Origin of the sequence: Meiothermus sp. CFH 77666, assembly GCF_017497985.1 — a bacterium.
Lineage (GTDB): Bacteria > Deinococcota > Deinococci > Deinococcales > Thermaceae > Meiothermus.
In genome coordinates this window covers 1-13,007 of record NZ_JAGDFV010000022.1, presented here as the reverse complement: position 1 = coordinate 13,007, position 13,007 = coordinate 1, and the positions used below count along the sequence as shown (strand labels likewise).

General features: G+C 60.0%; 12 protein-coding genes. 7 read left to right on the top strand and 5 right to left on the bottom strand.

Annotated features, from left to right (window positions below; all coding sequences use genetic code 11):
• Position 1 precedes the first annotated feature (1 nt).
• Both J3L12_RS11700 and J3L12_RS11695 read right to left on the bottom strand, forming a co-directional pair.
• Positions 2-2,266: a helix-hairpin-helix domain-containing protein gene (locus J3L12_RS11700; RefSeq protein WP_208015244.1), complete on the bottom strand. Its 2,265-nt coding sequence runs from the start codon at positions 2,264-2,266 to the stop codon at positions 2-4.
• Positions 2,267-2,535: 269 nt separating this feature from the next.
• Positions 2,536-3,891 carry an aspartate aminotransferase family protein gene (locus J3L12_RS11695; RefSeq protein WP_208015243.1) on the bottom strand — a complete coding sequence of 452 codons (1,356 nt, stop codon included), beginning with the start codon at positions 3,889-3,891 and terminating at the stop codon, positions 2,536-2,538.
• 178 nt (positions 3,892-4,069) lie between these two features.
• Here J3L12_RS11695 and J3L12_RS11690 point away from each other — a divergent pair, with 178 nt between their 5' ends.
• Both J3L12_RS11690 and J3L12_RS11685 read left to right on the top strand, forming a co-directional pair.
• Positions 4,070-5,428 carry an MATE family efflux transporter gene (locus J3L12_RS11690; protein WP_208015242.1) on the top strand — a complete coding sequence of 453 codons (1,359 nt, stop codon included), beginning with the start codon at positions 4,070-4,072 and terminating at the stop codon, positions 5,426-5,428.
• A gap of 208 nt (positions 5,429-5,636) precedes the next feature.
• A complete protein-coding gene (locus J3L12_RS11685) occupies positions 5,637-6,416 on the top strand; it encodes a PaaX family transcriptional regulator C-terminal domain-containing protein (RefSeq protein ID WP_208015241.1) in 780 nt (259 codons plus the stop codon).
• Between the two features lie 352 nt (positions 6,417-6,768).
• Here the strand turns inward: J3L12_RS11685 and J3L12_RS11680 are convergent, their stop codons facing one another.
• The 3 genes from J3L12_RS11680 to J3L12_RS11670 all read right to left on the bottom strand — a co-directional run bounded on the left by J3L12_RS11680 (position 6,769) and on the right by J3L12_RS11670 (position 8,635).
• Positions 6,769-7,371, bottom strand: coding sequence for a CoA pyrophosphatase (locus J3L12_RS11680; RefSeq protein ID WP_208015240.1), 603 nt, complete (start codon positions 7,369-7,371; stop codon positions 6,769-6,771).
• Positions 7,372-7,517: 146 nt separating this feature from the next.
• Entirely contained in the window at positions 7,518-8,126 is a 609-nt protein-coding gene (locus tag J3L12_RS11675; RefSeq protein ID WP_208015239.1) for a MazG family protein, read from the bottom strand.
• Between the two features lie 32 nt (positions 8,127-8,158).
• Positions 8,159-8,635, bottom strand: coding sequence for a hypothetical protein (locus J3L12_RS11670; RefSeq protein ID WP_208015238.1), 477 nt, complete (start codon positions 8,633-8,635; stop codon positions 8,159-8,161).
• 143 nt (positions 8,636-8,778) lie between these two features.
• On the opposite strand from J3L12_RS11670, the gene J3L12_RS11665 reads away from it, so the two are divergent.
• The 5 genes from J3L12_RS11665 to J3L12_RS11645 all read left to right on the top strand — a co-directional run.
• Positions 8,779-9,396 carry an SCO family protein gene (locus J3L12_RS11665; protein WP_208015237.1) on the top strand — a complete coding sequence of 206 codons (618 nt, stop codon included), beginning with the start codon at positions 8,779-8,781 and terminating at the stop codon, positions 9,394-9,396.
• 445 nt (positions 9,397-9,841) lie between these two features.
• Positions 9,842-10,249: a 30S ribosomal protein S12 gene (gene rpsL / locus J3L12_RS11660; protein WP_186814672.1), complete on the top strand. Its 408-nt coding sequence runs from the start codon at positions 9,842-9,844 to the stop codon at positions 10,247-10,249.
• A 7-nt stretch (positions 10,250-10,256) separates the two neighbouring features.
• Positions 10,257-10,727: a 30S ribosomal protein S7 gene (gene rpsG, locus J3L12_RS11655; protein WP_208015236.1), complete on the top strand. Its 471-nt coding sequence runs from the start codon at positions 10,257-10,259 to the stop codon at positions 10,725-10,727.
• 2 nt (positions 10,728-10,729) lie between these two features.
• Entirely contained in the window at positions 10,730-12,823 is a 2,094-nt protein-coding gene (gene fusA / locus J3L12_RS11650) for an elongation factor G (protein ID WP_208015235.1), read from the top strand.
• Positions 12,824-12,881: 58 nt separating this feature from the next.
• The coding region (locus J3L12_RS11645) for a GTP-binding protein (protein ID WP_240631362.1) at positions 12,882-13,007 on the top strand (126 nt) is incomplete at its 3' end.

Here is a 13,007-nt window from a genome sequence, read left to right as displayed (position 1 = left end):
GCTATTCCTCCCTTCCGGCGGTGAGGCGGGCAATGTATTCCTGGAACCCTGCTTCATCGCCTCGTACCAGGTAGGCCGCCTGGCGGCTCCAGGTGGGAAGGCTGGGGGCGAAGCTGATGCCGGCGGCCTCGATGGCGGCGTGCAACTGGCCCTCGGTGGCCGCTTCCAGGGCTTCGAAGGTGGTGATGCCGGCGGCTACCAGCGCATCGCGTATCTTGGGGCCAATGCCCTCGATACGGGTCAGGTCGTCAGCCTTGCGGCGGCTACCTCCGGCGGTGGCGCGGCTAAGCTTGTAGACCCCGCGCACAAAGCGGCGGGCCTCCACAATCCACTCGTCGAACTCCAGTTCCTTGCCAATGATTTCACGCAGCCGGGCCTCGGGGGTGCTGGCCAGGTCTTCAAAGGTTTTGATGCCTGCGTCCCAAAGCTTTTGCTGGTAGGTGTTGCCGATGCCCTCGATCACCCCCAGGGGGTCGTGGCCTTCGGGCACTACTTCGGCCCGGAAGGTGCGGCTCTGGGTGACGCGGTAGCCGATCACTTCCTTGGGTTGCTTGGGTTTGGCTTTGCGCGGTTTGGTGGGTCGGGCTGGGGCAGCAACGGCCCCAGTAGCTTCGGCTTCCGGTGCGCCAGTCTGCATGGCCGCTAGGTTGGCGGCCAGGGCGTCGTAGTTGGCGGTGCGCTCCTGGGCTTTGGCCAGCCTGGCCTCGTAATCGGCGATGCGGGCTTGCAGGGCGCTGTAGTTGGCTCCCATCTGGCGGCGGTCTTCCTCGGCATTTTGCAAGGCTTTTTCGTACTCGGCTATGCGAGACTGGAGGCTGGCATGTTCACGCCGAAGCTGCTCGAGTTCAGCCAGATTCTGCCGGGCCTTTTCGCTCTCCTTGCGTAAGCCCTCGACCTCTCCGGCAAACCAGTTGCGTTCCTCCTCGGCCTTGGCCAGCCGGGCGCGCAGGTCGGAGAGTTCACGGCGTACCGCTTCCAGATCCTGGTAGGCGCCCTGGGCCTGGTTCAGGTCGGCCCGCAGCTTTTCGACTTCGGCCTGGAGCTTGTTGCGCTCCGCGATTACGTTGTTACTATCGGTGCTGAGCTGGTCGAGGCGCTTTTGCAGCCCCTCCACTTCGGCCCGCAGGTGGTCGCGTTCACCCGCTACCGCTTCGATGCGCTTGCGCAGGGCCTCCAGCTCGATTGCGTACTGGTTGCGCTCGTTCTGCATGGCCACGATGCGGGCCTCGAGGTCGGCGGGTTGTAGGTTGCCAAACCGGGCCCGAATGGCCTCCAGGGCGTTCAGGCGGATTTGCAGGCTCTGAAGTTCGCCTTCCAGCCGGCCTTTTTCGCCATCGAGGGCCTGGATGCGGGCTTCGTAGAGGGCCTGGAGTTTTTGGTGGTCGGCCTCGAGGGTGGCGTAGCGGGCTTGAAGGCCGCTAAACTCGTTCTTGTAGCGCTCGATTTCGGTTTCCAGGGCGGCAACTTTGCCCTGGTCGGCCTCGAGGCTGCCGACGCGAGCCCGCAAGTTCTGCAACTCGCCCTCCAGTCGCTTACGCTCGGCCAGCGCTGCTTCATAGTCACGTTTTAGCTGGCTCAACTCACTCCAGCTGCGCTCGGCTTCTTCCTGAACCGAGGTGAAGTGGGCCTCGAGTTCTTCAGGCTGCTTGCCCCCGAAGCGCTGGCGTAAGCCCTCCCAAACCGCCATCAGCCCGCCCATACCCGCCAGCTTGCCGCTCAGGTTAGCGGTTTCAGATTTCTGTGCGTCGCGATCCTGGCGCAGGGCCTCTACCTGACGGCTCAGCACCGCCATCTCGCCCTGGTAGCTCAGAATTTGAGCCGAAAGTCGATTTCGCTCGCCCTCGAGCTGCTCAAACCGGGCCTGTAGCCCACTGTAGTCAGCCTGAAGCCTGTCCCGCTCGCCCTGAAGGCTGGCAAGCTGGGCCTTGAGAGCCTCGAGATCCTTGAGTTGTCCTTCCAACCCCTGAATCTTGAGGGTAGCGGCATCCAGCTCCTTGCTTACCGTGCCAAAGCTAGCCTTGAGTGCCTCAAAGTGCTTAAGCTGCTCCCGCAGCCCGGAGAGTTCCTGTTCAGCCTGCGCCAGTTTGGACTGGGTGGCTTTGTAGCTGGTCAGGTCGGCCTGGAGCCGCCCCAGTTCGGCCTGGGCCTCGGTGAGCTGGTTTTGCAGCCGCAGGATATTGCCCCGGAATAGCCAGCTCAAAAGCCAGCCCAGGAGCCATGCAACCAGAGCCCCTAAAAGAACGCTGCACCAAACAATCCATCCCATGAACCCTCCTTTTGGCTTTTGGGCAATTCCAAACCGACTTTCTGCAGTCAGCTTTCAGTCTAGCAAAGCCAGTTGTAAAAAATGCAAAACCCAAGGCCGAGAGAGCGGAGATGTCAGATGCACCATAGGAGCCACACGTCTGGTTAGCTGAAAGCCCCAAGCTGAAGGCCAACAGCATCGCTTCAGGCTATGGCCTGCAACCTGAGACTTTGCAGTGATTTTCTGCTGTTGCTGGTGCCGTGTCCCAGGTATTCTGCGCTCGATGAGCGCTACGAACCCAGCACCTCGTTCAGCGTTTCGGCCAGAGCGTTCACCATTTCGTCTATCTCGGCTTCGGTGATGACCAGGGGCGGCGCTACCGCAAAGCCGGTGTCGTTGCAGCGCACAATCACGCCTTTTTCCCGGCTGACTTTCATCAGCTTTGCACCAATGCCCAGGGCGGGCTCAAAGGTCTTTTTGCTGGTTTTGTCCTCTACCACCTCTACCAGCGCCATCAGGCCCTTGCCGCGCACGTTGCCTACGTGGGGGTGACTTTCGAGTTCTTGCAGCCCTTTTAGCAGTTGCTCGCCGCGGAGGGCGGCGTTGCGCCAGAGCTGCTCGCGCTCGATGATGTCAATGTTAGCCAGCGCCACCGCACAGGCCACCGGGTGCCCTGAGTAGGTGAAGCCGTGCATGAACATCCGGTCGGGCGCCGAAATGCGCTCGAATATCTCAGGGCTGATGCCCACCCCACCCAGCGGAATGTAGCCCGAGGTAATCCCTTTGGCAAAGCTGGTGATGTCGGCCTGGAAGCCGTAGGTGGTCTGGGCGAACATCTCGCCGGTGCGGCCAAAGCCGGTAATGACCTCGTCGGCAATGAGCAAAATATCGTGCTTTTTGAGGATAGAGGAAACGGCCTGCCAGTAGCCTTCGGGGGGTGGCACCACGCCGCCGGCCCCCTGCACCGGCTCCCCGATGAAAGCAGCGATGGTTTCAGGGCCTTCCCGGGCAATCAAGTCCTCGAGCTCCCGCGCCAGCATGGCCACAAACCCGGCCTCCGAAAGCCCAGGGTTGTTGCGGTAGGCCAGCGGGGCACTCAGGTATAAAAATCCCGGTGGCAACGGCCCGAAGTCGGCATGGTAGGCCGGAACACCGGTAGCGGCCAGTGCGCCCATGGCGATGCCGTGGTAGGCCATGCGGCGTGAGATGATCTTGGTTTTTTCCGGCTTGCCCGACAGCGCCCAGTAGTAGCGGGCAATCTTGATAGCGGTCTCGTTGGACTCAGCCCCCCCGGAGGTGAACTGAAAGTGCGAATGGTGCGGCAAAAGCTGGTGCATCCTGGCAGCCAGCTCGATCACCGGAGGGGTAGCCAGCCCAAAGAAGGTGGGCTGGAAGGCCAGCCGGGCCATCTGCTCACGGGCCACCTCGGCCAGCTCGGTGCGCCCGTAGCCCACGTTCACGTTCCAGAGGCCGGCAAACCCGTCAATGTACCACTTGCCTTCGCTATCGCGTACTTTTGAACCCTTCCCCTCGACCAATACCACCGGGCCGCTCTGCTTGTGGCGGTGCAGGTTGGTCACAGGGTGCAGGTGGTGGGCAAGGTCTTGCTCAATAAGTAACTCGGTGTTCCAGGACAGGGTGTTCATAGATGCCCCTGATTCTACCCCCTGGCGGAAAGCGGTTGAGGGGTTAGGGCGTGCTCGAGCAAGCCGTTTTTGTGCTTCTACCCTTTTTCACCTGTGACCCGAGGCCTGCGACATGTGACTGTTTTGCCTGCGTCATGGCGATCACCACCGGGTTACAATCCCCAATGCTGCGCGTAGTATGCTCTCGTTTGTGACTGCCGATGTGCGGCGAGAGATATTCAAAATTGCGCTACCGGTGAGCCTCGAGTCCACCGTTCAACTGGCTCTGGGCTTTGTCAACCAGGTGATCGTGGGCACCCTGGGTACCGCGACCATTGCGGCGGTGGGACTGGCCAACAACGTGCTGTTTATCGGCATTCTGTGCCTGAACACCCTGGGGGCGGGTTGCGCCATTCTGGCCAGCCGGGCCAGGGGGCGGGGCGATGAGGCCGCAGTAAAGCGCATCGTGAGCTTCTTCATCGGGTTCTCGCTGGTGCTGGCGCTCCTGCTGGCCTTGCCGCTGGGGCTGGGGGCTACCCCTTTCTTGAAACTGGTGGGCGCCGACCAGGAAATCACTTCTATCGGTGGGCCCTATCTTTCACTGGTGGCGCTTTCCTTACCCCTGATTACCTTGAGCGTGGTCAGCAGCGCGGCTTTTCGTAGCATCGGCAGGGCGCGGATTCCGATGCTGGTCACCATCCCGGCCATTACCCTGATACCCCTGCTGTCGTGGGTATTTGTGTTTCCGCTGGAGATGGGGGCGGTAGGGGCAGCCGTGGCGGCGCTGGTGGCGCAGGGGGTGCGGGCGGGGGTGCTGCTCTGGCTGCTACTCGGAAGCCGTTGGGGCCTGCGCTGGGCCTGGCCCGAGTTTGGACAGGTTCGGCGCCTGCTGCTCGAGGCAGTGCCTCTGGTGTTGCCGCTTTTCATTACCGAGGTGGTCTTCAGCGGAGGGGTGTTTTTGTTTGCCTTGTTGTTCGAGCGTCTGGGAACGCAAGAACTGGCGGTGTTTCAGATTGTGAGCAACCTCGAGATGGTCTTCATTACTGCCTCGGCGGGCCTGCACTATGCCGCCACCGTGCTGGTGGCCCAGGCCATTGGGCGGGCCGATTCCCCTGGAGTCTGGGGGGTCTCACGGCTGATCTGGCGCATTGGCCTGATTTCGGCAGCCATCTTCGGGCTGGTTTTTGCCCTGTTTGCTTTCCTGCTGCCCCTGCTCTACCCCAACACCACCCCCCAGGTGCAACAGTGGGCCTTCTGGGCGGTACTGCTCAATGCCTTGTTTCAGCCGGTCAAGGTCTCTAACTTCATCTTTTTTGGCACTTTGGCCAGCGGCGGCGACACCCGGTTCTTGCTGCTCTCCGATTTCGTGACGGTGTTTTTGGTGGGGCTGCCTCTGGCCTGGCTGCTGGCTTTTCCGCTGGGTTTGGGGTTGTGGGGTATTTTCCTGGGGCGGCTCCTGGGCGAGGAGACTGTGCGGGTAGCCATGTTCCTGTGGCGTTACCGGGGTGGGCACTGGTTCCGGCTGGATGCAAAGGCCCGAGCCCTGGCTACCGATTAGCAACTTGGCTTGAGTTTCCAGGCATTTTCCAGTTTGAAAAAAGACTTTCAGCTACCCGCCGTCAACTAAAAGACTATCTGCCAAGCAAGCTCTAAACGGTTATTGCCCTAGTTTATGCCGAGCGCCAGATGGGATGCGGTAGCGGATTTCCCTGAAATCCGAACGTTTTTTAGTCTGGAATGTAAAAATCCGTATTATACTAGGAGCAATGCGGGCGCGCTCGTATCTTTTCACGCTCTATATGGAGTACCTGTACCCCGAAAACCGGGCCTGGGTAGGGGACTTGATTCGCTGGATGGAACTGCTGGAATTCAGCGAACCCGCTGTGCGGGCCGCTGTTTCACGCAGTGTCAAGCGCGGTTGGATTATCCCGGAGAAGGATGGGCGGCGGGCTTACTACCGGCTTTCGCCCAGGGTGGCCTGGCAGGTCGAGAACGTGCGGGAGCGGCTCTACACCTACGGTGCTCCCTGGGATGGGAAGTGGCGCATTCTGGTCTATGCTGTGCCGGAGGCCAAACGCACCGTGCGGGATCGCTTCCGCAACGAGTTAATTCTGCTGGGCTTTGGGACGCCTGCACCGGGCGTTTGGGTCAGTCCCAATGGCTCACTGGAAGCAGCGCGTGACCTGGTGGGCTTTTATGGGTTACAAAGCTATGTGGAGCTTTTTCAGGCCGAGCGCTTTTCCAGTACGCCACCCCTCGAGCTCATCGAAAAATCCTTCAATCTCAAGGCTGCCCAGGCTCGCTACCGCGCCTTTCTGGCCCAAAAACTGAACCGGCCCAAAAACGCCGAGGAAGCCTTTGTGCGCCTGACCCACATGATTCACCAGGCCCGCAAGAACCTCTTCCTCGACCCCGGCCTGCCGCCCGAGCTCACCCCACCGGGCTTCCTGGGGCAGCGGGCCAAAGAGCAGTTTTTAGAACTCTACGAACTTCTTTCCAAACAAGCCAGACCCCTCTTCCTAACGGATTCGGCTGCTGCCGACTGATGTCGCTTTGAGGGGTAGCGCAGGCCGAGATTTCACACACCTGTAGCAGTTGTATAGGGTGTTGATGCAGTTCAGAGGGAAGGCTGAGTACAGCGTCGTAGAAATGTCTGTACACCTCCGGGTTTCCGAGAGGGATTGACATAGAGCCCCCTCCCTACGACGTAGGGAGGGGGGGGGAGGGTATTGGGTGAGGCCCCCAACCGCCCGAGTACGCTAAGTCGCTGCTCAGCAACCCCACCTAACCTCCCCTACACGGTAGGGGAGGGACGAAAAGGCTACGGCTTTTGCTAGAGCGTACTGCATAGTTCGTGCCGCAATGGACACTTTGTACGGGTATTTATACGGCTGTGTGCTAAAGCCTTACAGAGCGGATACGCTCGAGGAAATCGTGCACAATATTGCCGGTCACGCCCCAGATGTCATAGCCGCGCCAAGGATAATGCCAGACCTTGCGCCGTAGCTTTCCGTCCAATTCGGAAAACTCACCACCTAAGCCCCTGGGGAAACGGTTACTGGGAGGTGGCGTGCGTTCTTCAGCATAGGCCGGGGCAGCCAGCAATTCTTCAATCGGCACCCACAGCAACTCCTCCACTTCCTGGGGGTTGGGGGCCAGGTGGGGTTCCTGGATAATCCGGCCCAGCAAGGGAAACACCCGGTAGCCAAAGGGAGAGAGGGTTGGGTTGAGGTGTCCCAGAATTTCCACCTGACTGGGCTCGAGGCCCACTTCTTCCCAGGCCTCACGCAAGGCGGCCTGTTCGGCGCTTTCGCCATCATCAAACCGCCCTCCGGGAAAGCTAATCTGGGCCGCATGGTGCGGTAGATGGGCGCTGCGCACGGTGAATAGGAGCTGCCCTTCCCATACCGGCAGCAGTACGGCGGCATCCACAAACCCCTCGGGGCGCAGCATTTCCTGCGGCGGGCGGGAGACTGCGGCTTTGAGAATCTCAGACTTCATAGACGGCGGGGGTTGTGGGACGAAACGTTTTTGCTTTTTGGGAGGGTTCGTGACCGTTTGCATTGACCGACTGGGCCAAGGCTCAGGTACGCACATAACAGTATTTTCGCTCTAGGCCTGGCAAAATGCTGTGACTTGCAACCTCATCACGGGTTTTTTGCAGCCTGTAGACATATCTGCTCACAGTACTCGCGCAGCAGGATCTCGGGGTTGAGCTTCTCCTGTCGGCACCAGGCTACCAGCTTCCACAGGGCTTCGGCTATCTGGCCTTGCTGAATGCTTTCAACCAGATCGGCCTTGCTGCTAAAAGAAGTGCCCAGTTTTTTCTGGATTTCGGCAGCTCGGGCCAGGGCTCCCAGGCTGCGCGGCACCTGGTCGCAGATGGGCTGTGCTGGCTTTCCCTCAGCAGCCTTGATGGCGTTCCAGTTGGCCGTCACGGCTTCGGGGGTATCGGCCTTCACATCGCCAAACACGTGTGGGTGGCGGCGGATGAGCTTATCCACAATGTGCTGCTCCACTTCGGGATAACTAAAACTGCCCGCCTGCTCGGCAATAACCGAATGAAAGGCCACCTGCAAGAGTACATCTCCCAGTTCTTCAGCCATTTCTTGGGGATTGCCCCGACCTATGGCATCCACGGCTTCGGCGGCCTCCTCGAGCAGATAGGGTCGAAGGCTCTGGTGGGTTTGTGCTTTGTCCCAGGGGCAGCCATCGGGTGCGCGGAGGCGTCGCATGACCTCCAATAGACGTTCCATGCCCTATAGCCTAGCGGGTTTTGAAAAGCCAATTATGCCTTTTTCAGCAAACGCCATAGCAGAAAGCCTGCTACCCACGAGCATCCGACCAGAATCAGGCTTAGCGGATCCAACGGCGCGGTATCGCCCATAGCCAGGCCCTGGGGGCTGGGATAGGGGAGGCCGATGGTGCGGGTTAAGATGAACAGGAGCGTGATCAGCCCCACCAGCCCAACCCCAAAGCGGTAGGTTCCGCGTTCCATGCTGGCGGGCATCTCGAGCAGGCGGGTCAGCAACAAGAACCCCCCGTACATCAGTTGAAAACCCAGCAACATCATGAACATCACGGCATACCAGAAACCGGCCCCCTGAAGCCCCAGCGGGGCCTTGTTGCCAAACAGCTCACCGCACAGCCCTCCCCCTAAAAAACTGCCGCCTGTGCCCAGCAGTTGCAAAAAAAAGGGCGCCATCAGCAGGGCAGCGGCCCAGCGAGCCTCGGGAGCGGAAAACGCGGTTGATTCGGTCTTCATCGTAATCTACCTCATGCTGAAAGACCCTGGGCGTATTGTAAAGTGGCGGAGCCTGGATTTTAACCCAGGGACATTTGCCTGAAGCGGGTTGTTTACGTTGGTGCTTGTTTTTGGGGTGATATACCCCGGTTGTGGAGTAGAAGATGCCACGTCGTGCTTTATGGATTACCTTGCTGGCCGGTTTGCCGCTTTTGTTGGCGGTGATTGCGTTTGTTCTTTCACGCGATACCTACCAGCCCTACGGAACCCGCCTTCTGAACATCCGACCGGTAGAAGCCAACCAGTTTAGCCTCATCGCCCACGACGGTTCGACCAAGAGCCTCTCCGATTTCCAGGGCAAGGTGGTCTTGATTTTCTTCGGTTTTGTGAACTGCCCCGATGTATGCCCTACCACCATGCTCGAGCTTGCCAAGGTTTACAAAGCCTTGACCCCTGCCGAGCAGGCCCGTGTACAGGTCTTGCTCATCTCGGTAGACCCCGAGCGGGATACCCTGGAAAAACTGCGGGACTACGTGACCTTTTTTGCCCCTACCTTCCTGGGCCTGACCGGCACCCCAGACCAGATTGCCCAGGTGGCTAAAAAATACGGGGTTTTTTATCAGAAGTCTGAAATCAAATCGGCTACCGAGTACAACGTGGACCATACCGCTACGGTGTTTGCCCTGGATCCCAAGGGCCAGCTACGCCTGATATACGGGAACGGTAAGGCCGCCGAGACGGCGCGGGTAGTGGAGGACGTGCGCTGGTTGCTGCGGAATTGAGGGTCTCAAGCTGCACCCGCCAGATGATTTGAGGAGTCCTTGATCAGACCCCCGAGCCAGCTCCAGGTTCAGCTCCCCGAATAAGCCCGTGCGCCCTGCCTGGTTCACACCGGGTGCCGTGACCTCATTGTGAATAAAGTGAATATCTACCTCGAGTTCAGTTCTACACTGCGATTCCAGCCCCTTGATTAACTCGTAACAGCCGTATATACTTCTAGGGTTGCGTTGCCTCAGGCCAGCCCCGGCCCTGAGGTCACATCGGTTGCGCTCACGGGAAAGCCGTCGCGCACAGCGATTCTTGAGAATCCAGGGGCGAACCTCGGGCCAACGGCCTGATTCGCTTCTCGACGGGAACCCCGCACCGAGCGCAGCGCAAGTACGCAGAACTCCGTGTGGGGTTTTCGGTTTTGAGAGAAGTCTAGTCGAACGAAAGGATGTGATTACACTGCCAACCATCAACCAGCTCCTCCGTAAAGGCCGTGCTCCCGTAGTCAAGAAGAGCAAAGTGCCTGCCCTGAAGGGAAGCCCCTTCCGCAAGGGGGTCTGCACCGTGGTACGTACCGTTACGCCCAAGAAGCCCAACTCAGCGCTACGCAAGGTGGCCAAGGTGCGCCTCTCGAGTCAGTACGAAGTCACCGCTTATATCCCTGGTGAAGGCCACAACCTGCAGGAGCACTCGGTGGTGCTCATTCGTGGGGGCCGTGTGAAAGACCTGCCGGGGGTGCGCTACCACATCGTGCGGGGTATCTACGACACCCAGGGTGTCAAGGATCGCAAGAAGAGCCGCTCCAAGTACGGGGCCAAGCGGCCCAAGGCCGATGCCAAGGGCGCGGCGGCAAAGGGTAAGAAGTAGGTGAGTTATGTCGCGGAGAAGACAAGCTGAAGTGCGCAGGCTCGAGCCCGACCACCTCTATGGCGATGTGGTGGTCACTGCGCTCATCAACCGCATAATGCGGGATGGCAAGAAAAACCTGGCAGCCCGAATTTTCAAGGATGCCTGCGAAATCATCCAAGAGAAGAGCGGCCAGGAACCCCTCAAGGTCTTCAAGGCCGCCCTGGATAACGTGCGCCCTCGAGTCGAGGTGCGCAGCCGTCGGGTGGGCGGGGCCAACTATCAAGTACCCGTGGAGGTCTCGCCGCGCCGCCAGCAGACCCTTGCCATTCGTTGGATCGTGACTGCTTTTAACAACCGCAGTGAGCGCGAAGCCCACCAGCGCCTGGCTGCCGAACTTCTGGAGGCTGCCGAGGGTAAGGGCGGGGCGGTCAAGAAGAAGGAAGACGTCGAGCGTATGGCCGAAGCCAACCGAGCCTACGCCCACTACCGGTGGTGAGTATGTCCGTCAAGACTGGATTTGACCTCAAGCTGTTCCGCAACATCGGGATTGCCGCGCACATTGACGCCGGTAAGACCACTACCACCGAGCGCATCCTCTACTACACCGGACGCATCCACAAGATTGGCGAGGTGCACGAGGGTGCGGCCACCATGGACTGGATGGAGCAGGAGCGCGAGCGAGGCATCACCATCACCGCCGCTGTAACCACCGCCAACTGGAAGCACAGCAAGACCGGTGTCGAGCACCGTATTAACATCATTGACACCCCTGGTCACGTGGACTTCACCATCGAGGTCGAGCGCTCTATGCGCGTGCTGGACGGGGCGGTAGCGGTGTTCGATGCTTCGCAGGGGGTGGAGCCGCAGTCCGAGACGGTGTGGCGCCAGGCCGACAAATACCGGGTACCCCGGGTGGCCTTTGCCAACAAGATGGACAAAACCGGGGCGGATATCTGGCTGGTGATCAACACCATGAAAGAGCGCCTGGGGGCCAAGCCGGTGCTGATGCAACTGCCCATTGGCCGCGAGGATACCTTCAAGGGCATTATTGATGTGCTGCGCCAGAAGGCCTACCTCTACGGTAACGACCTCGGCACCGATATCCGCGAAGTGGAAATCCCCGAGGACATGAAGGCCCAGGCTGCCGAATACTTCGAGAAGCTGGTTGAGGCGGCTGCCGACTACGACGAGAACATCATGATGAAGTTCCTCGAGGGCGAAAAGCCCACCGAAGAGGAGCTTATCCGGGCCATCCGCAAGGGCACCATCGCCATCGAGATTTTCCCGGTCTTCCTGGGCTCGGCCCTGAAGAACAAGGGCGTGCAGCTTCTCCTGGACGGCGTGGTGGATTTCCTGCCCTCGCCCCTGGACATCCCTCCCATCAAGGGCAAGACGGAAAGCGGTGAGGAGGTTGAGCGTCCCGCCGACCCGAACGGCCCCCTGGCTGCGCTGGCCTTCAAAATTATGGCCGACCCCTATGTGGGCCGCCTGACCTTTATCCGGGTCTACTCGGGTACCCTCAAATCGGGTTCCTACGTGCAGAACACCACCAAGGGCAAGAAGGAGCGGGTAGCTCGCTTGCTCCAGATGCACGCCAACCACCGCGAGGAAGTGGAGGAGCTGCGGGCAGGGGAGCTGGGCGCGGTGGTGGGTCTCAAAGAAACCATCACTGGCGACTCGCTGGTGGGGGATGGCGACGAGCCGATTATCCTCGAGTCCATCGAGATCCCCGAGCCGGTCATTGACCTGGCCATTGAGCCCAAGACCAAAGCCGACCAGGACAAGCTGGGCGTGGCCCTTTCGCGCCTGGGTGAGGAAGACCCCACCTTCCGGGTTTCCACCGACCCCGAGACCGGTCAGACCATCATCTCCGGGATGGGTGAGCTCCACCTGGAGATTATCGTGGACCGCCTCAAGCGGGAGTTCAAGGTAGATGCCAACGTGGGCAAGCCCCAGGTAGCCTACCGCGAGACCATCACCCGCCCGGTGGATGTAGAGGGTAAGTTTGTGCGCCAGTCCGGCGGTCGTGGCCAGTACGGTCACGTCAAGATCAAGGCCGAACCCCTGGGCCGTGGCTCGGGCTTCGAGTTTGTCAACGCCATTGTGGGTGGGGTGGTTCCCCGTGAATACATCCCGGCCGTACAGAAGGGGATTGAAGAGGCCATGCAGTCGGGGCCCCTCACCGGCTTCCCCATCGTGGACCTGAAGGTCACCCTCTACGACGGCAGCTACCACGAGGTGGACTCCTCCGAAATGGCCTTCAAGATTGCCGGTTCCATGGCCATCAAGGAGGCCATCGAGAAGGGTGGTGCGGCTATCCTCGAGCCCATCATGCGGGTCGAGGTAATCACCCCCGAAGACTTCCTGGGTTCCATCATCGGCGACCTCAACAGCCGCCGGGGGCAGATCCAGGGCATGGAGGAGCGTGGCAATGCTCGTCTCGTGCGGGCCTTTGTGCCCCTCGCCGAGATGTTTGGCTACGCCAACGACATGCGCTCCATGAGCCAGGGTCGCGCACAGTTCTCGATGTTCTTCGATCACTACGAGCAGGTTCCTCAGAACATCGCACAAAAGCTGATCAAGGGGCAATAAACACCCGGGTCGAGGGAGCTATTCCCTCGGCCCACTTTGCTGAAGGAGTGATTTTAAAATGGCGAAAGGCGTATTTGAGCGCACCAAACCCCACGTCAACGTGGGAACCATCGGACACGTAGATCACGGGAAGACCACCCTCACGGCGGCCATTACCTTTGTGGCGGCGGCGGCCAACCCCAAT